The sequence below is a fragment of the Ornithinibacillus sp. FSL M8-0202 genome (assembly GCF_037975285.1).
GTDB lineage: Bacteria > Bacillota > Bacilli > Bacillales > Amphibacillaceae > Ornithinibacillus > Ornithinibacillus massiliensis.
Genome location: NZ_CP150248.1, coordinates 1,881,217 through 1,903,319 on the forward strand (window position 1 = coordinate 1,881,217; position 22,103 = coordinate 1,903,319).

Annotated in this window: 24 protein-coding genes; 16 read left to right on the top strand and 8 right to left on the bottom strand. The window is 37.1% G+C overall.

The window, feature by feature from the left end:
* Nucleotides 1-56: 56 nt before the first annotated feature.
* The 6 genes from gyrB to dnaA all read right to left on the bottom strand — a co-directional run bounded on the left by gyrB (nt 57) and on the right by dnaA (nt 6,774).
* Nucleotides 57-1,976, bottom strand: a complete 1,920-nt coding sequence (gene gyrB / locus MKY78_RS09835) for a DNA topoisomerase (ATP-hydrolyzing) subunit B (protein WP_339217635.1) — start codon at nt 1,974-1,976, stop codon at nt 57-59.
* A 23-nt stretch (nt 1,977-1,999) separates the two neighbouring features.
* Nucleotides 2,000-2,278, bottom strand: a complete 279-nt coding sequence (locus MKY78_RS09840) for an extracellular matrix/biofilm biosynthesis regulator RemA family protein (RefSeq protein ID WP_339217637.1) — start codon at nt 2,276-2,278, stop codon at nt 2,000-2,002.
* A 32-nt stretch (nt 2,279-2,310) separates the two neighbouring features.
* Nucleotides 2,311-3,423 carry a DNA replication/repair protein RecF gene (recF, locus tag MKY78_RS09845; protein WP_339217639.1) on the bottom strand — a complete coding sequence of 371 codons (1,113 nt, stop codon included), beginning with the start codon at nt 3,421-3,423 and terminating at the stop codon, nt 2,311-2,313.
* 20 nt (nt 3,424-3,443) lie between these two features.
* Nucleotides 3,444-3,665: a S4 domain-containing protein YaaA gene (gene yaaA / locus MKY78_RS09850; protein ID WP_339217641.1), complete on the bottom strand. Its 222-nt coding sequence runs from the start codon at nt 3,663-3,665 to the stop codon at nt 3,444-3,446.
* A gap of 441 nt (nt 3,666-4,106) precedes the next feature.
* The gene (gene dnaN / locus MKY78_RS09855) at nt 4,107-5,243 is read right to left on the bottom strand and encodes a DNA polymerase III subunit beta (RefSeq protein WP_339217643.1); all 1,137 of its coding nucleotides are present in this window, start codon (nt 5,241-5,243) and stop codon (nt 4,107-4,109) included.
* Between the two features lie 190 nt (nt 5,244-5,433).
* Complete coding sequence (gene dnaA / locus MKY78_RS09860) at nt 5,434-6,774, bottom strand: chromosomal replication initiator protein DnaA (RefSeq protein WP_339217644.1); 1,341 nt, start codon at nt 6,772-6,774, stop codon at nt 5,434-5,436.
* Nucleotides 6,775-7,555: 781 nt separating this feature from the next.
* On the opposite strand from dnaA, the gene rpmH reads away from it, so the two are divergent.
* The 7 genes from rpmH (at nt 7,556) to MKY78_RS09895 (ending at nt 11,035) form a co-directional block, all read left to right on the top strand.
* Complete coding sequence (gene rpmH / locus MKY78_RS09865; RefSeq protein ID WP_010094630.1) at nt 7,556-7,690, top strand: 50S ribosomal protein L34; 135 nt, start codon at nt 7,556-7,558, stop codon at nt 7,688-7,690.
* Between the two features lie 178 nt (nt 7,691-7,868).
* A complete protein-coding gene (gene rnpA / locus MKY78_RS09870; protein WP_339217649.1) occupies nt 7,869-8,213 on the top strand; it encodes a ribonuclease P protein component in 345 nt (114 codons plus the stop codon).
* A 111-nt stretch (nt 8,214-8,324) separates the two neighbouring features.
* Entirely contained in the window at nt 8,325-9,089 is a 765-nt protein-coding gene (gene spoIIIJ / locus MKY78_RS09875) for a YidC family membrane integrase SpoIIIJ (protein WP_339217651.1), read from the top strand.
* Nucleotides 9,086-9,700, top strand: a complete 615-nt coding sequence (gene jag, locus MKY78_RS09880; protein ID WP_339217653.1) for an RNA-binding cell elongation regulator Jag/EloR — start codon at nt 9,086-9,088, stop codon at nt 9,698-9,700. Before spoIIIJ ends, jag begins: the two co-directional genes overlap by 4 nt.
* Nucleotides 9,701-10,155: 455 nt before the next feature.
* Nucleotides 10,156-10,320 carry a hypothetical protein gene (locus MKY78_RS09885; RefSeq protein ID WP_339217655.1) on the top strand — a complete coding sequence of 55 codons (165 nt, stop codon included), beginning with the start codon at nt 10,156-10,158 and terminating at the stop codon, nt 10,318-10,320.
* A 212-nt stretch (nt 10,321-10,532) separates the two neighbouring features.
* Nucleotides 10,533-10,784, top strand: a complete 252-nt coding sequence (locus MKY78_RS09890; protein ID WP_339217656.1) for a hypothetical protein — start codon at nt 10,533-10,535, stop codon at nt 10,782-10,784.
* A gap of 20 nt (nt 10,785-10,804) precedes the next feature.
* The gene (locus MKY78_RS09895) at nt 10,805-11,035 is read left to right on the top strand and encodes a YozQ family protein (protein WP_339217657.1); all 231 of its coding nucleotides are present in this window, start codon (nt 10,805-10,807) and stop codon (nt 11,033-11,035) included.
* A gap of 52 nt (nt 11,036-11,087) precedes the next feature.
* Here MKY78_RS09895 and MKY78_RS09900 read toward each other — a convergent pair whose 3' ends face one another.
* Nucleotides 11,088-11,387, bottom strand: coding sequence for a YfzA family protein (locus tag MKY78_RS09900; RefSeq protein ID WP_339217658.1), 300 nt, complete (start codon nt 11,385-11,387; stop codon nt 11,088-11,090).
* Between the two features lie 424 nt (nt 11,388-11,811).
* Here MKY78_RS09900 and mnmE point away from each other — a divergent pair, with 424 nt between their 5' ends.
* The 7 genes from mnmE (at nt 11,812) to MKY78_RS09935 (ending at nt 19,787) form a co-directional block, all read left to right on the top strand.
* On the top strand, nt 11,812-13,188 hold the full coding sequence (mnmE, locus tag MKY78_RS09905; RefSeq protein WP_339217873.1) for a tRNA uridine-5-carboxymethylaminomethyl(34) synthesis GTPase MnmE: 1,377 nt from the start codon (nt 11,812-11,814) through the stop codon (nt 13,186-13,188).
* 41 nt (nt 13,189-13,229) lie between these two features.
* Nucleotides 13,230-15,116 (top strand): tRNA uridine-5-carboxymethylaminomethyl(34) synthesis enzyme MnmG, encoded by a 1,887-nt coding sequence (gene mnmG / locus MKY78_RS09910; RefSeq protein WP_339217660.1) that lies wholly within the window; start codon nt 13,230-13,232, stop codon nt 15,114-15,116.
* 135 nt (nt 15,117-15,251) lie between these two features.
* Nucleotides 15,252-15,968 carry a 16S rRNA (guanine(527)-N(7))-methyltransferase RsmG gene (rsmG, locus tag MKY78_RS09915; RefSeq protein WP_339217661.1) on the top strand — a complete coding sequence of 239 codons (717 nt, stop codon included), beginning with the start codon at nt 15,252-15,254 and terminating at the stop codon, nt 15,966-15,968.
* 266 nt (nt 15,969-16,234) lie between these two features.
* Nucleotides 16,235-17,092: a nucleoid occlusion protein gene (gene noc, locus MKY78_RS09920; protein ID WP_339217875.1), complete on the top strand. Its 858-nt coding sequence runs from the start codon at nt 16,235-16,237 to the stop codon at nt 17,090-17,092.
* Nucleotides 17,093-17,321: 229 nt separating this feature from the next.
* Nucleotides 17,322-18,095: an AAA family ATPase gene (locus MKY78_RS09925; RefSeq protein WP_186871220.1), complete on the top strand. Its 774-nt coding sequence runs from the start codon at nt 17,322-17,324 to the stop codon at nt 18,093-18,095.
* The gene (locus tag MKY78_RS09930; RefSeq protein ID WP_339217664.1) at nt 18,076-18,912 is read left to right on the top strand and encodes a ParB/RepB/Spo0J family partition protein; all 837 of its coding nucleotides are present in this window, start codon (nt 18,076-18,078) and stop codon (nt 18,910-18,912) included. The genes MKY78_RS09925 and MKY78_RS09930 overlap by 20 nt, the downstream gene beginning before the upstream one ends.
* 170 nt (nt 18,913-19,082) lie before the next feature.
* Nucleotides 19,083-19,787 carry a DUF554 domain-containing protein gene (locus MKY78_RS09935; protein WP_339217665.1) on the top strand — a complete coding sequence of 235 codons (705 nt, stop codon included), beginning with the start codon at nt 19,083-19,085 and terminating at the stop codon, nt 19,785-19,787.
* Between the two features lie 82 nt (nt 19,788-19,869).
* On the opposite strand, the gene yyaC is transcribed toward MKY78_RS09935, so the two are convergent.
* Nucleotides 19,870-20,487: a spore protease YyaC gene (yyaC, locus tag MKY78_RS09940; protein ID WP_339217667.1), complete on the bottom strand. Its 618-nt coding sequence runs from the start codon at nt 20,485-20,487 to the stop codon at nt 19,870-19,872.
* 150 nt (nt 20,488-20,637) lie between these two features.
* On the opposite strand from yyaC, the gene MKY78_RS09945 reads away from it, so the two are divergent.
* Both MKY78_RS09945 and MKY78_RS09950 read left to right on the top strand, forming a co-directional pair.
* Nucleotides 20,638-21,654, top strand: a complete 1,017-nt coding sequence (locus MKY78_RS09945) for a hypothetical protein (RefSeq protein ID WP_339217669.1) — start codon at nt 20,638-20,640, stop codon at nt 21,652-21,654.
* Between the two features lie 40 nt (nt 21,655-21,694).
* Nucleotides 21,695-21,892 (top strand): DUF951 domain-containing protein, encoded by a 198-nt coding sequence (locus MKY78_RS09950; RefSeq protein ID WP_211740804.1) that lies wholly within the window; start codon nt 21,695-21,697, stop codon nt 21,890-21,892.
* Nucleotides 21,893-22,103: the final 211 nt, after the last annotated feature.

Sequence of the window (22,103 nt, forward strand, 5' to 3'; positions counted from 1 at the left end):
TTTATGGAAACCGAATGAATCGGTTTCCGAATTCTATTACATTTTATTTAGCTAGCTTAAATATCCAAGTTTTTCACGTATTGAGCATTCTCTTCAATGAACTGACGTCTAGGTTCTACTTTATCACCCATCAACATATCAAATACCTGATCCGCTTCAATCGCGTCTTTTAACTCCACCTGTAGCAAGGTACGGTTGTTTGGATCCATCGTTGTTTCCCAAAGCTGTTCGGCATTCATCTCACCAAGACCTTTGTAACGTTGGATACCAGGTTTTGGCACCTCTGGTAATTCCCTTAAAATCCTATCCAGCTCGGCATCGTTATACGCATAATGTACAGCCTTACCTTGTTGGACCTTGTAAAGAGGTGGTTGGGCGATATAAATATAGCCATGTTCAATTAATGGACGCATAAAACGGTAGAAAAATGTTAATAGTAATGTTCGTATATGTGCACCATCAACATCGGCATCGGTCATAATGACGATTTTTTGATATCTTGCTTTTGTGATATCAAAGTCATCACCAATACCAGTTCCCATCGCTGTAATCATAGAACGAACTTCCAGATTAGATAAAATACGGTCTAAACGCGCTTTTTCCACGTTTAAGATTTTACCTCGTAACGGTAAAATGGCTTGGAAATGTCTATCTCTACCTTGTTTTGCCGATCCACCCGCAGAGTCACCCTCTACGATATATAGTTCACTAATGGAAGCATCCTTCGATGAACAGTCAGCAAGCTTACCTGGTAAATTCGAAATTTCAAGGGCACTTTTTCTTCTTGTTAAATCACGTGCTTTTTTCGCAGCAGCACGTGCACGGGAAGCCATTAATCCTTTTTCTACAATAGTTTTACCAACGGAAGGATTTTCAAGTAAAAACGTAGAAAATAACTCACTAAAGATCGAGTCTGTAATCGCACGTACCTCGCTATTTCCTAGCTTCGTTTTCGTTTGTCCTTCAAACTGTGGATCTGGGTGTTTAACGGAAACAATTGCGGTAATTCCTTCGCGTACATCATCCCCAGTTAAATTAGGCTCACTTTCCTTCATAAGGCCATTTTTTCGAGCATAATCATTAATGACACGGGTTAAGCCTGTCTTAAATCCAGACTCATGTGTACCGCCTTCATACGTATGAATATTGTTGGCAAAAGAGTAAATGCTGCTATTAAAGCCATCGTTGTATTGAACCGCTACTTCAATACTAATCCCTTGATCTTCACCTTCTGCATAGAAAGGCTCATGTAGTACCTCTTTATTACGGTTGATATATTCCACATACTCACTAATCCCACCCTCATAATGGAAGGACTGTGGCTCTTCTCCCGTACGTTTGTCTTCAATGGTAATACGAATACCTTTATTCAAGAAGGCAAGCTCACGTACACGTTGTACGAGCGTATCTAAATCAAACGTAGTCGTTTCTGTAAAGATTTCTGGATCTGGTTTAAAGTGTGTAGTCGTACCAGTGTGATCGGTCTCCCCAACTATCTGCAGTTCATTAGTCGGTACACCACGTTCAAATCCGATATAGTGAATTTTCCCATCACGATGGACATATACTTCTAAATTAGTTGATAGTGCATTTACTACGGAAGCACCTACACCATGTAGTCCACCAGACACTTTATAGCCGCCACCGCCGAATTTACCACCGGCATGGAGGACTGTCATGATGACTTCAACTGCTGGTTTACCTGTCTTTTTTTGAATATCGACTGGAATTCCACGGCCATTATCTTTTACTGTAATACTGTTATCCTCTTCGATAATGACTTGGATATGATCACAATAGCCTGCTAATGCTTCATCAATACTGTTATCAACGATTTCCCAAACTAAGTGATGTAGTCCCTTTACACTTGTAGAACCAATATACATCCCTGGTCTTTTTCGTACTGCTTCTAAACCTTCTAATACTTGTATCTGGTCGGCATTATACGACTGATCTGCTTTTACGTTTTCTTCCATTGCTTTTTCCACCTACATTCTAATTATTCAAGCTCTAGATCCTCTGAATAATCATCGAGTTTACTGATAGTTGATTTTATACTTGCCCGTTTTTTTAATGTTGCAACAGACAATGTACTAAAATACAACTGATTATTCGTGATAACGACTGACTTTGCACCTTCCTTAGGTCCAATAATATGTGTTTGGTTAGCTGTTATCATCTCGTCCATGATTGTTGATGACGAAATAATATTATGGTCAACAATGGAAATAATATCGTTTGACCGGATAACATTGCCATTTCCAATATGAATAAACAATTTCTATTCCCCCAACAAGTCAGCTATTGTCATTACCTAGTGACTGTTCCATTATGGACCCTGAATATATCTGCTTTCTCCAAGGTTTCGTGATGAATGCCATCAACACTAGTTGTCGAAACAAAGGTTTGAACCTTACCTTGAATCGTATTTAGAAGATGTGATTGCCTAAAGTCATCTAATTCACTTAGGACATCATCCAGTAATAGGATCGGATATTCTCCTACCTCGCTATATATAAGATCGATTTCAGCAAGCTTTAAAGACAATGCGGTTGTCCGCTGCTGACCTTGTGACCCATAGGTTTGAACATTTTTTCCGTTCACATAAAAAAGGATGTCATCCCGATGTGGTCCTAAAAGCGTTGTTCCACGTTCAATCTCTTTTTCTATAATTTGATTGAATTTCTCCTGATAACTATTTTCTATTTTCTCCCTAGATGCGCCTTCTAATACTTCAATTGAAGGTGAATAAACAATCTCTAACGCTTCTAGTTCATGACTAATTCCATGATGAATTGGCTTTGCCCATTTTCTTAATAGCTCAATAAAGGCAAAGCGTCTTTCTAAAATCGTACTGGCATGCTCTATTAGTTGCTCGGTTAGAATACCAAGCATCACCCGATCCATACTTCGATCTCGCTGCATTTGCTTCAACAAATGATTCCGCTGCTTGAGTACTTTTTGAAATTGTCCAAGGTGATAAATATATCGTGGCTGGATTTGACCTAGTTCCATATCGATAAATCTTCTACGAATTTGTGGAGGTCCTTTTACGAGTGTCAAGTCTTCAGGGGCGAACATGACGACGTTTAAGTTACCAATATAATCACTTAATCTTCTTTGCTCTAAGTGATTCAACTTAGCCTTTTTGCCTTTGGCAGAGATGACGATTTCCAGTGGAATCGACTGATTTCGCTTTTTTACTCTACCTTCTATTTTAGCATACTCTGTATCCCAACGGATTAATTCTTTTTCTTTTGGTGTCCGGTGGGATTTCGTAAAGGCGAGAAGGTAGATAGATTCCATTAGGTTCGTTTTCCCTTGTGCATTCTCACCTATAATGACATTTACTTTATTGGCAAAGCTAAGCTCTAATTTTTGGTAATTTCTATAATTGGTTAGTATTATTTCTTCAATATGCATGTAGATTCCTCATTTAGGAACTAATCTTTCTTAACCACAATAAAAGATCCAGCACCCTCAATTTCTACAACATCATTCGGGTATAGCTTTCTTCCTCGACGTTGTTCTCTTTCTCCATTAACAATTGCACCTTGATCTTGTAAAAATGCTTTTACCATACCACCGGATTCTAATACATTGGTAAGTTTTACAAATTGGCCAAGGGTGATATATTCCGTATTAATTTCAATTTCTGTATGCAAGTTGATCACCAGTTTCTTATTGTTTATTTGAAATCATCGCTTATTATCATTTTACTAAAGTTTTTGCTTTAAGGAAAGGTATGCCCCTTAAATTATAGTTAAAACGGTTATATAGGCTTATAAATGCATTTATGTGCATAAAAAAATGGCTTTTATCATTCATTTTGGTGATAAAAGCCATTTTTTTATTCTAGCCAGAACCACTGCCGGTATACACTGCACTTTCTAACAGGTTGCCTATCAGCCCTTTGTGCTACTTCTTAAGGGGGCATGGAGGTTCATTAATCCAGCAGGAGTCTCCGTGCATACCGACCGTTCCGTATAGTTATGATTATTTTCAAGAGCATTTTATCTCTTTAGCAATGGAAATACTTGTTTCCTCAGTGCTTCGATTGGAGATTGACCAATACTACTCTTTATGGAAATATACTTATCCACATGTTAATAAGTTCGTACTGGCAAGATTAATTGAATCATGGCTGGATCGTTGATAGGGCGGATGATGAATGGTCTCATTGCTCCAGTGAAATCTACCATCACTTCATCAACATCCATAACTTTTAATGCATCTAACATATATTTAGAGCTAAACGAAATCTTCAGTTCTTCTCCTTCGATGGATTGTACGGTCAGTTCTTCCGATACATGTCCAACCTCAGGGGAATTACTTGTGATTTCTACAATATTTTGATCTAACGTAGATAATTTTACGACATTATTCCGTTCCTCACGTGCTAGTAAAGAAGCACGATCAATACTAGAAATTAAGTCTTTTGTTTTGACTTGTAGAACGGTTTTACTCTGTTCAGGAATTAATCGAGATGTTTCTGGATAGTTACCGTCAAGAATTCTCGATAGGAAGTTTAAGTGTTTCGTTCTGAATAAGATTTGGTTATTTGTTACACTAATTTCTACCATTTCTTCCGAGTCATCAAGAATTTTATTTAATTCATTTAAGCTTTTTCCTGGTACAACGATGCTTTGGAATTGAACCTTTGTTGAATTAACAGGAACTTCTCTAGATGCTAATCGGTGACTATCTGTTGCGGTAAAGGATAATTTATTATCGACAAGTGATAAATTGACACCAGTTAGAATTGGTCTCGTTTCCATAGATGAAACGGCAAATACAGTTTGCTTAATTAAGCTTTTTAATAAATCAGTAGGTAGTTCAAAGCTATCATCTGTTTGTAATTTTGGTAGTTGAGGGTACTCTTCTGCATCTTGACCATTTAAATGGAATTCTGCTTTACCAGAACGAATTGTGACGCTAAGATTTTCATCCGCTTCAATTTCTACATGTTGTTCAGGTAATTTCCGTACAATATCGGGGAAGTATTTCGCATGTAATACAATACTTCCTTCTTCGATATTTTCTACATTGACCATTCCTTCTTCTTCAGCTGGAATATAAGATTCAATCGAAATATCAGAATCACTACCAGTTAACGTAATGCCATGAGATTTCGCCTCAATTTTCATTCCAGTTAAAATTGGAATCGCTGTTCTTGAAGATATAGCTTTCATTACATCTTGAACACTATCGATTAATTGATCACGTTGAATCGTAAATTTCATGAAAAAATCCTCCAATGGATGGTTCTATATATATTTATTTTTTATTATAAAAAGATAGTAATAATAGTAATAAGGGGTGTGATTATGTGGATAACCCGTTTGAACCTAGATAGAATATAGTTATCCACATGTGAATAAACTGTTTGTAACTGTGTATGTGTTATCCACGCTATAAACAGGGGATAGCATCTTAAAGAGCGTGTAATTGTTGTTTAATTTCTTCAATTTCTTTCGCAAAAAGAGAATCCTTATCTAACATGCCTGCTATTTTTTCATGGGCATGGATGACAGTTGTATGATCACGACCGCCAAATTCTTCCCCAATTTTAGGTAAGGAATAATCGGTTAGTTCTCTAGATAAATACATCGCAATTTGTCGTGGAAAGGCAATGGACTTTGTACGTTTCTTAGCTAAAAAGTCTTCTTTTTTGACATTATATTTCTCGCCAACCACTTCCATAATCGTAGCAATTGTAATCACTCGAGGTTTATTGTTAGGAATAATATCTTTTAATGCATCTGCTGCTAATGCCGCATCAACATCTTGATTAACAAGTGATGAGTAAGCCACAACGCGAATTAATGCACCTTCAAGCTCGCGAATATTCGTATCGATTTGATTAGCAATATAGAGCATGACTTCATTTGGAATATCAAGTCCTTCAGCTTTAGCCTTTTTCGTTAAAATGGCGATCCTGGTTTCCAAGTCAGGAGGGGTGATATCCGTTATAAGTCCCCATTCAAATCGAGAACGAAGGCGATCTTCCAGTGTTGGTATTTCCTTTGGTGGCCGGTCACTAGAAATAATAATTTGTTTATTTGCTTCATGAAGCGCATTAAAGGTATGGAAGAATTCCTCCTGGGTTGACTCTTTTCCAGCAATAAATTGGATGTCGTCTATTAGCAACACATCAACATTACGGTATTTATTACGGAAGTTAGTCGTTTTGTTTTCCATAATGGCGTCGATAAATTCATTCGTGAACTTCTCAGACGAAATATATACCACCTTGGCATCTTTATTATGTTCTAGTACATAGTGGCCAATCGCATGCATTAAGTGGGTTTTCCCCAAGCCAACGCCCCCATATATAAATAATGGGTTGTAAGCTTTCGCAGGTGCTTCAGCAACAGCTAAGGATGCGGCATGAGCAAAACGGTTTCCGGATCCAATTACAAATGTATCAAATGTATATTTAGGATTTAGCATCGTTTTTCCGTCATGGGTGTCATGAACATTTGCTTTTGGCTTTGGCTTCTGCTTAAATTCCTCTTCAATTACAGTATCTAGAATAATAATTTTTATATTAAGCTTTGACCCTGTTACTTCTAGTAAAACCTTTTGAATTAGCTGGGAGTATTGTTCTTCTAACCAATCTCTAGCAAATTCGGTTGGAGCAGATATCGTTAGCGTATTTCCTTCTAAATTCTCTGCTTTCGTCTCCTTTAACCATGTATCAAAGCTAGGTTTACTGATTTTTTCCTCTATCTTTTCAAGCGTAGCATTCCATAAATCATGGATATTTTCCAATTCGTTCCCCCCTTTCAAGTAACGATAATAGATTAGCCCAAATTAAGAATAAAAAACCTCTCTCAATCTTTTCCGCATATTTTAAAAAGATGCTTCATAAGATGGAAAGGTATATAATCTATTATTTCTTTCACAGATAGAACAAGGTTAAACTATTTCCAGCTTGCAATAGAAAATCATCCCATTTGCTATTAAAAAGTGATGTTTTCTAACGATAACTACAAAAAATAGTTACATGTGTGGATAATTTACATTATACAGTACAAGTATGGAAAAGAGTTATTCGCAGATTATAAAAATTTGTGGATAGGTTAAAAACAGACTGTGAATAATTGTCCACAGGATATCCACAAATTGTGCATAAGTTTTACTAGAGAAATACTTATTAACATATTAAAACACAACTATAATATCAAAAAAAAGCAAGCTCTGCAATGGTTTTTCGACAGTTATCCACAATATCTAGTGGTTGTAGACATTTTTTATTCACACCACTATATTTTGTGATTATCTTGTCGACAAATGTTGTGGATAGAAAATTGGGCGTAAAAATTCATGAACAAGGTGTGTGGATAAGTGTTTTTGTGTTGTAAAAGGGGGAATAATTATCGTACTTGTTTGTGAATGAAATAAAATTGGGATTGTTAAAAGAGGAATAAATGTAAGTTTTTCTGAAAATGCAAGTTGACGTTGGTGGATTTTTTCAGTATAATTGCATGGATGTCTATTGGATTAGATTTTGTTTTGGAGAAATAAGATCCCTCGGGGAGGTGCAACATAAATGAAAAGAACGTTTCAACCAAATAACCGTAAGCGTAAAAAGGTACATGGCTTTCGCGCACGTATGAGCACTAAAAACGGTCGTAAAGTTTTAGCTCGTCGTCGTCGTAAAGGAAGAAAAGTATTATCTGCATAGGCCACTGAAGCGTCAGTGGTCTTTTTTACGCTAGAGAGAGAATGAACGGTGTAAAAACGGAATTCTAAATTGGATAGAATAAACTTTAAAGCAGTGGTTCACAATGGATATAGACCCACCTGCTTTTTTTACATAAAGAACAGGGGAACTTGGCTTTTTTAGTGTTAGGTGATGAGTGATGAAGAAAGAATATCGGGTGAAGGACAATAAAGATTTTCAAGCTATTTTTAAAAAGGGGAAATCTTTTGCGAATCGACAGTTGGTTATCTATTATATGAAGAAAAAGGATCAGGAACATTTTCGAATTGGCTTATCTGTAGGCAAAAAGATTGGGAATGCGGTCGTACGGAACCGGATTAAACGTTATTTACGGCAAGCATTTCATGAGCTAGAAAATGATATTGAAGCTTCCTATGATATGATTATTATTGCGAGGCAGCCAACTAAGTCGATGGATTTTTTTGAGGTAAAGAAAAGCTTAACGCACTTATTGTCGAAAGAAAGACTATTAAAGCGTAGGTAATGTGTTAGATTAAGATAGAATCTAATGCTCGTTTATTGTAAAATATGTGTTATAAAAGTTAATGATAGATGAAAGCGATTTTTTTGTTGGACTAGTTAGGAGGAGCAGAAGTTGCGTAAGAAGATATTTTTTATAGCAATACTAATTGGATTGCTAGTAGTATTATCTGGTTGTACAGAAATAGATCAGCCAATTACAGCGGAAAGTGAAGGAATATGGAATAGTTATTTTGTTTATCCGTTATCACGGTTAATAATGTATTTTGCTGATTTATTTAACGAGAACTATGGATTAGGAATTATTATAGTGACAGTAATTATTCGTACGTTATTACTTCCACTAAATATTAAGCAATTAAAAAGTTCTAAAGCGATGCAAGATATTCAACCGGCTTTAAAAGAATTACAAGCGAAATATAGCTCAAAAGATGCGAACACACAGCAGAAATTGCAGCAGGAAACGATGGCACTATTTCAAAAGCATGGCGTTAACCCACTAGCTGGTTGTTTACCAATCTTTATTCAAATGCCAATCTTACTTGGTATTTATCATGCGATTATGCGTACTGAGGCAATTGGTGAGCATACATTCCTTTGGTTCCCATTGGATCAAGTGGATTATGTATTACCGATTATTGCTGGTTTAACAACATTCTTACAGCAAAAACTAATGATGGCAGGAAGCCCTGCAGCAGCAAACCCACAAATGACGGTTATGCTTTATATGATGCCGATTATGATTACGGTATTTGCATTCTTCTTCCCAGCTGCATTAGCACTTTACTGGGTAATTGGTAACTTATTCATGATTGCACAAACCATTTTCATTCGTAAGCCAATGATGAAGGATACGAATTCTGGGGGAGACAAAAAGTGAGAGAAGTAACTGCTACTGGACAAACAGTTGACGAAGCGGTCCAATCAGCATTAGAGCAGTTAAACACATCTAGGGACCAAGTAGAAGTGGATATTATTGATGAGGGAAAAAAAGGAATTCTAGGTGTATTCGGTGCTAAGCGTGCCATTGTAAAGGTAAGGCTAGCTAAGAACCCAATCCAAGAAGCTGAAAAATTCATCCTTAATGTTGTGAAAAATATGAATGTAGAAGTGGATATTACCACTACTGTGGATGGGAACCATGTTAATTTTGATTTAAGTGGAGAGAAAATTGCGCTCTTAATCGGAAAACGTGGACAAACCTTAAATGCATTACAATATTTAACACATTTAGTCATCAATAAAGAAGGCAATCAGTACTATACGGTTACATTAGATGCGGAAGGCTACCGCGGGCGCCGTAAGGAAACTCTTGAAACTTTAGCGTTACGTATGGCAGACAAGGCAAAGCGCTTTAATAAAAAGGTTGCACTTGAACCAATGCCAGCCTATGAAAGAAAAATCATTCATAGTGTATTACAAAATAATCAAGATATATCGACATATTCCGATGGAGTCGAACCACATCGACATGTCGTTATTAAACCATAGTAAGTAAAAGACCTCTGGGGAACCAGGGGTCTTTTTTTTGAAAGATAAGAAAGTATAAAGATTTTCGCTCTACCACAGTGTGATAACTGTGGTATTTTTATGCGGATTGGATGGAGGTGGGCTGTTGGTGCCTTATTTTGGTTGGGGGAGGCGAGAAAGGTAATAGAGGGATAGTGTCGGAGCCCTTTTTCGGTTGAGTGAGCCGAAAAAGGTAACAGAGAGAGTGTGTCAGAGCCCTTTTTCCGTTGGGCGAGTCGAAAAAGGTAACAGAGAAAGAGTATCAGAGCCCTTTTTCGGTCGGGAGAGGAGAAAAAGGTAACAGAGAAAGAGTGTCAGAGTCCTTTATTAGTTGAGCAAGGATTAAGTCCATATAATTGTATAAAAAGAAAGGATCATTATCATATCCATGTTACAGTGTTTTCGACCAAGAAAATCAGTAAATGGAGGTAATGATAATGATCCAACTCAATATTACACTAGATTTCGAAAAAATAAAAGAGGGTATCATGGATTCTAACTTAGATGATGTTCTGAAATCCATGGTTGTTTTAGTGTTAAACAAAGACATGGAAAGAGATGACTATATGCTAAAACTCCTCTCAGAAAAAAATCCAAAGTGAGAGGATTATCGTAATGGATACGATGAAAGAGGTTATGTCTTGAATATGGAAGCGGTAGTGAAGGAAGCAGTAAACGATAGAGGATCGCAAATAGTGAATAAAATCAAAGGTTAAGTTTGAGAGCAGTAAGTAAGCAAATATCCTCGTGTATGTTTTAAGAAAAGTGTTCCATACTAATGAATAATGTTTGGATGTAAAAGGAGAAGGTATTAGTGGAACAATTTAATGGAACCGTATTTCATGGAGAACTTGAACAAAATAGCTTCTACTTAACACAAGTAAAGAATATTTCCACTGCATCCACCTTGTCTTTGGAACAGTTAGTTAAAATGGCTTCCTATTTAGATAGACAGAACGATTCTTGTTATATTACCGTAAATGACCAAGTTCCCATTTTGTTAAATGATGTGGATATGAGAAATCTGCAAAGGGATCTAGAAGAAATCGTGCAGCAAATACATTAACATAGGAAGGAAGATTTTTGATGGGTAAAGATAAGAAAGCGTTAAATAAATCTAAAGATGTGGCAGAAAAGTATTTTGATGTGTCTGGATACGAAAGTAATAATCAGGCGGAAAAGGGTATGGCTATTACACATGAGCAAGCAACTGATGCGTATACGGAAGGTACCATTGATGGCAGCATTGATCAGCTAGATGAGCAAGGAGAGCTAAAGAGTTATCACGGGGAGGAACTAGACAAGGATAAATTCTAGTAGAGATAATGCATAGTATATGAAAAAAGGCTAAGTACCCTAATATAGGAACTTAGTCTTTTTGCTTACGGATTATGGACCTTATAGCCCCGATTATTCCAGGTATGAGAAATGCGATCCCGAAGAATAAGGTAAGTAAATTGAGATGTGGTGTTTCATAATAGGTAAACCATTCTTTGAAAAAAGAAGATTCCACGATGTTTCCCAAAAGTTTCCCATCCATATCACGATAATTAGGCATCCATCCAGTAGCTTCAAACGTGATAAAAATAAGTTGGGATAGGATAAATACACCAATGGAAGACACCCAACTTTCCCTCCAAAACGGCCGAGACTTTTGCTTCGTAACCATTTGTGTTCTCCCCCTTTAGTAGTAATACGACAGAATAAGACAAAAAGTTTCAAAATCATCTCCTATTCGTTAGGAACGATTGAATGCTACTGTATGTAGTAGCGTCATCAGGAATACTTGGATAGTACTCCAGTAAATCCTACCAAAGAGCCTCACTACCTGTGCATAAATTTTATACACAAGCTATTTTTACTGTAAAACAATGTTGTGCATAACTAATTTTTTTACTCCTCCCCAACTTATCCACATGTTAGTAAGTAGCGAAAGGATAAAAATGAAAAAATATTATTGTGGATAAGTTTATTTTTGTTTGAAGTTGTGTTATTCTATTAAGTTAGTGACGGTAAAAATCCGTTGCTAAAAAATTGTGGATAAAAAATAGCGTTTATATAGATAGAAAATGTTAGTGGAGGTGAAAAGAATGTTGGAGACAGATACGATTACGGCGATTTCAACCCCGATAGGTGAGGGAGCAATTTCGATTGTTCGTTTAAGTGGGCCAGATGCATTAGAAATAACGGGGAAGATTTATCAAGGGAAAGATATAACGAAGGTAGATTCGCATACGATTCATTATGGTAAAATAATTGATCCAGATACGAATGAAGTTGCGGAAGAGGTAATGGTAACCATAATGCGTGGACCGAAAACCTTTACCCGTGAAGATGTAGTAGAGATTAATTGTCATGGTGGATTAGTTTCCGTTAATCGTGTACTTGAAATTGTATTATCGCAGGGTGCGCGTTTAGCAGATCCTGGTGAGTTTACCAAACGTGCCTTTTTGAATGGACGTATTGATTTATCACAGGCTGAAGCGGTAATGGACTTGATTCGTGCCAAGACAGATAAAGCGATGAATGTAGCATTAAAGCAAATGGATGGGCGTTTATCTGCTTTAATTAAGAAATACCGCCAGTCTCTACTGGAAACTGTCGCACATGTAGAGGTTAATATCGATTATCCAGAATATGATGATGTAGAAGAAATGTCTCATGAGATGATGCGACAAAAAACGAAAGAAGTGCATGGAGAGATAGAAGAGCTATTAAGTGTAGCTAAACAAGGAAAAATCCTTCGGGAAGGAATTGCTACTGCGATTATTGGTCGTCCAAACGTAGGAAAATCCTCCTTACTCAATGCATTAGTACAAGAAAACAAAGCGATTGTTACCGATATTCCAGGTACGACACGAGATATTATTGAGGAATATGTAAATGTACGAGGGATTCCTTTGCGTTTAGTCGATACCGCTGGAATTCGGGATACAGAAGATATTGTAGAGCGAATCGGTGTGGAGCGATCTCGTCAGGCCTTAAAAGAAGCGGATTTAATTCTATTTGTTTTAAATAATAATGAAGAATTGACCGAGGAAGATTTACGATTATTTGAGGCGGTTAAAGGACTTGAATATATTGTAATTGTGAATAAAACAGACTTAGAGCAAAAGCTAAATATGGATGAAGTGCATGCATTAGTTGGTGATAAGAAAATTGTTACGACTTCTTTATTGAAGGAAGAGGGAATTGAACAATTAGAATCAGCTATTGCAACGTCTTTCTTTGCGGGAGATATTGATTCAGGCGACTTAACCTATGTCTCTAATGCAAGACATATTCAGCTACTAAGACAGGCGAAACAAGCGTTAGAGGATGCGATGAACTCTCTAGAAATGGGAATGCCACTTGATATTGTACAAATTGATGTGACTAGAACATGGGAGTTTTTAGGTGAAATTATTGGCGATACAGCAAGTGATAGTCTCATCGACCAACTCTTCTCGCAGTTTTGTTTAGGAAAATAGAGCTTAATGGAATAATCAAAATAACGAAAGGATGAACAGTTATGGTATATGATGCAGGGCAATATGATACGATTGTTGTCGGTGCAGGTCATGCAGGTGTTGAAGCTGGTCTTGCTGCTGCGAGAATGGGTGTAAAAACACTAATGCTGACGTTAAACCTAGATATGATTGCTTTTATGCCATGTAATCCATCAGTCGGTGGCCCAGCGAAAGGAATCGTCGTACGTGAAATCGATGCTTTAGGTGGAGAAATGGCTAAAACAATTGATAAAAGCTATATTCAAATGCGTATGCTAAACACAGGTAAAGGCCCTGCAGTTCAAGCATTACGCGCACAAGCAGATAAACCTATTTATATTAAAGAAATGAAGCAAACACTTGAAAATCAAGAGAATCTTACCGTTCGTCAAGGAATGGTTGACTCTCTTATTGTTGAGGACGGCATATGTAAAGGGGTTATCACTGAAACCGGTGCTGCTTACCGTGCAGAAACCGTTATTATTACAACTGGTACATTTATGCGTGGAAAAGTATTAATGGGAGATTTAGAGTATGAAAGTGGACCAAATAACCAACGTCCATCTATTAAGCTTTCAGAGAATCTTGAAAAACTAGGAATCGAATTAACTCGATTCAAAACAGGTACACCACCACGAGTAAATAGCCATACAATTGATTATTCTAAAACAGAAATTCAACCAGGGGATGAGAAGCCTCAAGGTTTCTCCTATGAAACGACGAAGTTTATTACGGATCAAATTCCTTGCTGGTTAACGTATACGAATGAATTTACGCATAAAATTATTAATGAAAACCTAGGACTTTCAGCTATGTACTCCGGTGCTAAGCGTGGTACTGGACCTCGTTATTGTCCATCCATTGAGGACAAAATCGTGCGTTTCAATGATAAACCACGTCACCAAATTTTCCTTGAGCCAGAGGGTAGAGATACAGAAGAGGTATATGTGCAAGGACTATCTACGTCATTGCCTGAATCCGTACAGCATGACATCCTTCGCTCTATTCCAGGTTTAGAAAAATCAGAAATGATGCGTCCTGGTTATGCAATTGAGTATGATGCTGTTGTACCAACTCAGCTATGGCCGACATTAGAGCTTAAAAAAATTCCTGGTCTTTATACAGCAGGGCAAATTAACGGTACTTCTGGGTATGAAGAAGCTGCTGCACAAGGTATTATGGCTGGTATTAATGCTGCAGCCAAAGTTCTAGGCAAAGACCCTGTTATCTTAGATCGCTCCCAAGCGTATATCGGGGTTTTAATTGATGATTTAGTGACAAAAGGGACGAGAGAGCCTTACCGTCTATTAACATCTCGTGCAGAATATCGTCTATTATTACGTCATGATAATGCGGACTTACGTTTAACCGATATTGGCTATGAATTAGGCTTAATTTCGGAGGAGCGCTATAAGCAATTCGAATTAAAGAAACAACAAGTAGAAGCAGAAAAGAAACGTCTAAGCAAAATTACCATTAAACCAACTCCTGAAGTGCAAGCAATGCTAGAAGGAGCAAATGCTACACCATTAAAAGAGCCAATGAAGGCCTATGATTTAATGAAGCGACCAGAGTTAAACTACGATTTAATCGATTCTGTGATTGAATCCAATGACTCACTTCCTGCTGATGTAAAAGAGCAAGTAGAAATACAAATTAAGTATGAAGGGTATATTAAGAAGGCAAATGAACAAGTGGAACGAATGAAGAAAATGGAAGATAAGAAAATTCCAGATGATCTTGATTACGATGCAATTAGTGGTATTGCAACAGAAGCAAGACAAAAACTGAAAATGGTTCGTCCACTATCCGTTGGCCAAGCATCTCGTATTTCTGGTGTAAACCCTGCAGATATTTCTATTTTACTGGTTTACATCGAGCAAGGGAAAATAGCTAAAGTAGCCAACTAAATTTCATTCAAGGTCAGACCTTTTGCGAGAGAAGGATACCTTCCTTGCTGTTTTAGATAAACTCGCATAAGCGTGTGTTTATCTAAAGGGTCTGGCCTTATGTATACATAATGATGAATAAAGGAGTTAGTAAACATGAATCCAACGCAATTCGCAGCTGAACTGGAGAAGCAGGGGATTGTTTTAACCGATCGGCAGTTAGAGCAGTTTCGAATTTACTTTGAAACGTTAGTCGAGTGGAACGAAAAAATTAATTTAACCGCACTGACGGCAGAAGAGGATGTCTATTTGAAGCATTTTTATGATTCCATATCAGCTGCCTTCTATCATGATTTCACTACAGCGCAAGAGATTTGTGATGTCGGTGCAGGTGCTGGATTTCCAAGTATTCCATTGAAAATTTGTTTCCCACATTTGAAGGTAACGATTGTAGACTCCTTACAAAAGAGAATCGGCTTCCTTAATCATCTAGCTGCTCAATTGGAGTTAACCGATGTAGCATTTTACCATGATCGTGCAGAAACCTTTGGCAAGAATAGCAAGTTCCGGGAGTCATTTGATACGGTAATGGCAAGGGCGGTTGCGAGAATGTCTGTTTTAAGTGAGTTGTGTATTCCATTAGCGAAGAAAAATGGCGTGTTTATTGCGATGAAGGGTGCACAAGCTAATGAGGAGCTGCAAAGTGGAAAAACCGCCATTGAGGTTTTAGGGGGAGAGATAGAATCAACCCACACCTTTACATTACCAGAAGAGAATAGCGAGCGGTCGATTGTGATTATTTCAAAGAAAAGACAAACACCAAAGAAATATCCACGTAAACCCGGGACACCTAATAAAGAACCAATCGAATAGGTTATAAAACAGGAAAATATCACTTTTCCTGTTTTTTTGTCGAAGGAGTATATCATTCATGTCCAAGCTTAATAGATTGTGATAAAATAGGCTTAGCGTTAATTCTATGGTAAACTAGAATAGATTTCGTGTAGGGCATAGGCGAGAACATACATAGTTTCAGGCTACAATGTTTCACGTGAAACATTTCATATAGAGGAGAGATTTATAGATTATAGGTACAGAACTATTAATCTATCTTATAAAGATAAAGGTGGTGTCTGATGATGGTAAGTCCATTTAACCGCATATTTGGTATTGGTGAAAAGGAAAATGAAGTAGTTGAGGAAGAGAACTATCATCCAGATGAAGTCATACAGCTTCCAGTTAAACAGATTCAACCAAATAGGTATCAACCAAGATCCGTATTCAATGAAGAGAAGATAGAAGAACTAGCAAAGACGATTAATACGCACGGAATCATCCAACCTATTGTTGTTCGAAAAATAGATACGGATAGCTATGAGATTATTGCCGGAGAACGTCGTTGGAGAGCCGTTCAATTACTAGGCTGGGACAGTGTGTCTGCTATTATTCGCGATATGAATGATACGCAAACTGCGTCCGTAGCATTGATTGAAAACTTACAACGTGAGGAACTAACCGTAATTGAGGAAGCAATGGCCTATGCGAAGCTATTAGAGCTTCAAGAGTTGACACAAGAGGCGTTAGCACAGCGACTAGGGAAAAACCAATCAACCATTGCGAACAAGCTTCGCCTTCTTAAGCTACCAGAGCCAGTACAAGAAGCGTTATTACAAAAACTTATTACAGAGCGACATGCAAGAGCACTAATAAAATTAAAAGACGAAACACTTCAGTTGAAATTATTACAAGATATTATCGAACATGACTTAAATGTAAAGCAAACAGAAGAACGAATAGATACGATTAATAACGCGAAAGAAAAGCCAAAGAAAAGAAAACCAAAATTAAAGGGTGTCAACAAAGATATCCGAATCGCCATGAACACGATTAGACAATCATTAAATATGGTGTCTGATACCGGAATCGACATAGAATCTGACGAGCAAGACTTAGATGATTATTATCAAATTACAATTAAAATACCAAAAAAGAAATAATCCCTTCCCCCATCTACTAAGATGGGGATTTTTATGGTTTGCTGGGAGGATTAGGAGGAAATGAGCAGATGTCATTCCTTATACTGGAAGAAACTAGCCTATTCTTCTAGTAAAAACACTAGTAGAATAGGCTTAAATCACTCATTTCTACAAAAAATATAAATTTAATAGTTTTTAACTCCAAAAAAGTGATAAAATAAAAAGTATATTGTTTTAGGTAGGTGGAAAAATGGGGAAGATTATGTCTGTCGCTAACCAAAAGGGTGGCGTTGGAAAAACAACTTCATCAGTTAATCTAAGTGCCTGCTTAGCTCACTTAGGAAACAAAGTGTTGTTAGTAGACATAGATCCACAAGGTAATGCAACCAGTGGGGTTGGAGTTAATAAAGCCGATATGGATAAATGTGTATATAACGTGCTAGTAGAAGACCTACCAGCCCGTGAAGTTTGTGTACCAACTAATGTTGAAAATCTCGATATAATTCCTGCGACAATTCAGCTTGCAGGAGCAGAAATAGAATTAGTACCAACGATTTCGCGTGAAATAAGATTAAAAAAAGCGTTAGAAGAGGTAAAGGATGAATACGATTATATTATTATCGATTGTCCTCCATCACTTGGGCTATTAACATTGAATGCGTTAACGTCATCGGATTCCGTACTAATTCCAGTTCAATGCGAATATTACGCATTAGAAGGATTAAGCCAATTGTTAAATACGATTCGTTTAGTGCAAAAGCATTTAAATAAAGAACTGATGATAGAAGGGGTACTTCTTACCATGCTTGATGCGAGAACTAATTTAGGTATTCAAGTAATTGAAGAAGTGAAAAAATACTTCCAAGATAAAGTCTATAATTCTATCATTCCAAGAAATGTACGGTTAGGCGAGGCACCAAGTCATGGCCAACCGATTATTACGTACGATCCAAAATCGAAAGGTGCAGAAGTTTATCTTGAATTAGCGAAGGAAGTGGTGGCTAATGGCACGAGGGTTGGGTAAAGGATTAGATGCATTTTTCCCAGAAATAGAGGAAAAATCGGATGATGTTGTTCAGCAATTGCCGATAAAGGAGTGTAGACCAAATCCTTATCAGCCAAGAAAGACTTTTCATTCGGATTCTATTGAAGAATTAAAGGAATCAATCTTAGAATATGGCATTATTCAACCTTTAATTGTTCGTAAAAGCATTAAAGGCTACGAAATCGTTGTAGGGGAGAGACGTTTCCGGGCTGCTAAAGAAGCTGGATTAACCGAAATCCCTGCAGTTGTTAAAGATTTAACCGATGAAAAGATGATGGAATTAGCATTACTCGAAAACCTTCAGCGTGAAGATTTATCGCCAATCGAGGAAGGACAAGCGTATGCTAATTTAATGAAAGAGTTAAACATTACACAAGAAGAGCTAGCAAAACGACTCGGTAAAAGTCGCTCCCATATTGCGAATATGGTAAGACTACTAGGGTTGCCTGATCAAGTAATTGCCTATATAAATAATGGTGAATTATCAATGGGCCATGGGCGTGCATTACTTGGGTTAAAGGATAAAGAAAGGCTAATCCCAATCGTTAATAAAATCCGCAGTGAAAAACTAAACGTTAGACAAGTTGAAAAACTGATCATTGCTTTAAATGAAAAGCCAATTAAGAAAAAAGTAAAACCGAAAAAAGATATCTTTATTCAAGAAAGAGAATCTGTCCTTCGTGATAGGCTTGGAACGGCAGTGAGTATCCAACGTGGAAAACGTAAAGGGAAGATTGAAATTGAATTTTATACGGATGATGATCTAGATAGAATCATCGAAGTGTTGGAAGGGTAGGATATTACCTTTCAAAGGACTAGGAGGTCATGCATCTCCAGTCCTTTTTCTATATTTGATAAACGAATAGATGACATAGTATGATAAAGGTCACATGAAATTGTTTCACGTGAAACAATTTTAGAAAAGATTAGTTTAGAAGGGTTCTAGCAGGAGAGAGGGTACATAGAATGGCGTTATTTGGTACATTAGTAAATGGAGCATTAATTGTTATTGGTAATTTATTAGGGTTAGTATTTACCAAAATTCCAGAGCGCTATAAGGAAACCGTGATGCATGGGATTGGCTTAGCGGTCATATTAATTGGAATGCAAATGGCGTTTTCAACTGAGGTTATTATTGTCGTGCTATTGAGCTTACTTTCTGGTGCTATTATTGGTGAGCTTCTTAGGGTAGAGGATAAACTGAATCAGTTTGGAAATTGGATAGGAAGTAAATTTAGAACCAAGTCGGATAAGACTTCTGTGTCTCAAGGATTTGTGACGGCTTCCTTAATCTTTATAGTTGGTGCGATGGCGATTATAGGTGCCTTGGATAGTGGGATTCGAGGCGATCATGAAGTGTTAATAACCAAAGGCATCCTCGATGGCTTTGTAGCCCTTGTATTAACGAGTACACTCGGTATAGGTGTTGTACTATCTGTCGTTCCAGTCGTGGTATATCAGGGGGCTATTGCACTATTGGCTACCCAGATTGAACGATGGGTTCCAGACTACTTTTTGAACGGACTAATTGTGGAGTTAACAGCAGTTGGTGGTTTGCTAATTGTCGCAATAGGATTAAATATGTTAAAGGTTGTTCAAATTAGAGTAGGGAATCTATTACCTTCTATTATAACAGTAGGGGTAATCTATTATATCTATCAATTGTTCTAGATTACGTGTAAGTAGAAAATAGATGGTCAAGGATAAAAAATCCTATCACAAGTGGCGTGGTAGGATTTTTTTAATCGAATAATTAAATTGGTTTCTTTTTTTGCTGTTGCATTAATACTGCCGGTGTAACATAGCTGGAGGTTAGTTGTTGGTCTATGGTGTCTATGACATTTGCGATTTTTTTAGCCATCTCGACGACAATGGATAGTCTTGTGTTCTGTAACACAGAGTATTCCATAAAACCACTGATATTAACTACTCCGGTAATATGCACATCACCAATCGGCGGAAGAGGTTTGTTTAATGCTGCTCCTGGCTTTAATGCGCCTTCACAGGCAATGATTTGCCCGACAGAACTTGTCTTTCCTAAACAAGCATCCACCGCAATAATAAATGGGTGCTTATGCTGATTATGAATGAAGGTTATATAATCCTCTAAATTTGTCGCGTGGACTGGGTCATGCAATGTTCCATATACAGTCATATGCTTCAGCTTTTTATCCATCAAATAGGTACCGGTTAAAGGGCCTAACGCATCACCTGTAGAACGATCGGTACCGACACAAACGACAATATACTCCTTTGGTATTTTAGGAAACCAGGACACGATTCGCTCAGGTATGGCGTCTATTAGGGTTGGGTCAGTATGTAACATCCTTATTGCTTCGTTTTTTTGTGATAAACGACTCTTTAGATTCATAGGTTCTCCTCCGCATACATATTGTTATTAGTATACGGATTAGATTTTTATTTTATACATGTGTAACCGTATAAAATTCTGCGTGTTAAGGGGACGGTTATATGTTAGTACATGTAGTTAATTCATCGGAATGTAATTGGGGGAGAAGCAATGTGGAAATCAGGATTTAAATGGATGTTTCTTATTATTGGGACAACCATTGGAGCAGGGTATGCATCAGGAAGGGAGCTATGGGAGTTTTTTGGCCATGGAAGTGGACTAGCTATTATGTTGTTTGTTATCTTTTTCTCCGTTTCGTGTTATGTTATCATGTCGATTAGCTATCAAAAGCAGTCTACAGAGTATCGACCGGTATTACAAGTAATCGTGGGGGATAAGATATCACCTATTTATGACGTGATGATATTTCTGTATCTCTATACAACAACAGTTGTGATGATGTCAGGGAGTGGTGCAGCTGGACAGGCATTTAATCTTCCTTATTGGGTTGGGATCGTATTTATTGTGGTCATGCTTGTTTTACTTTTCTTTAGGGATATCAGTGGATTGCTATCCTTTAATCAAGTTATTCTACCAATATTAATTATTGGACTACTGTATGTACTATTTACATTCACCTTTGATCAGAAATTACATTTGTTCTCGCATTGGCATGAGCAATTTAACTGGACAGCAGCATTTCCGTTTACGGCTTTAAATGTCTTACCATTGATTGCGGTGCTTGGGGCGGTAGGGAATAAGATGACCTCCAAGAAGGAGATATGGATAGCAAGCCTTGGAAGTGGCGTAATTCTTGGGGTCGTTACTTATGTCTATAACAATAGTCTCATTCAAATCTCCGAACAAATTCTGTTATATGAAATTCCACTTTTTGCGATATTAAGTAATTATCCATTTTATATGGTAATATTTATGACTATCCTATTATGGTTTGCAATATTTACGACAGCAGCATCGGGTGTGTTAGGGTTAACGACTAGGCTCACAGGCTATTTTAAATTGCCATTTTGGTTGCTTGTTTTAGTAATATTAGCTACAATGATACCATTAACAACACTAGGATTTTCTACGTTAATCAGCATTTTATACCCACTGTACGGATTGCTTAACTTATATGTCTTAACAAGGTTATTGCTGTATCCGTTATGGGTAAAAAGAGACAAATAATCGATATTTCAAATAATATTTAATATAAGGGGCAGTACAAATGGTGGATAAGGATTTTCAATTACATGATGTTGTACAAATGAAAAAACCCCACCCATGCGGGGAGAATCGTTGGAAAATAATTCGAATGGGTATGGATATTCGAATTAAGTGTATGGGTTGTGAACATAGTGTTATGATTCCACGAAAAGAGTTTGCCAAGAAGCTAAAAAAAGTATTGGAAAGGGCTGCAAATTAAAGCTTTTTTATAGACGAAATTCCAAGAAAATGGTAAATTATTTCATAGATAGATAGAGAAAAGCATTAATAATAGGGTAAAAACGCAAAAATAGGCTTCAGCACGAAGCCTATTTTTGCGTTTTACTGGCTTGTCTTTTTTTATACGTAAATCTATAATTGAACTATTGAACGCGTTCTATATGAATGGAATCCTTAAGGAGTGGAATGAA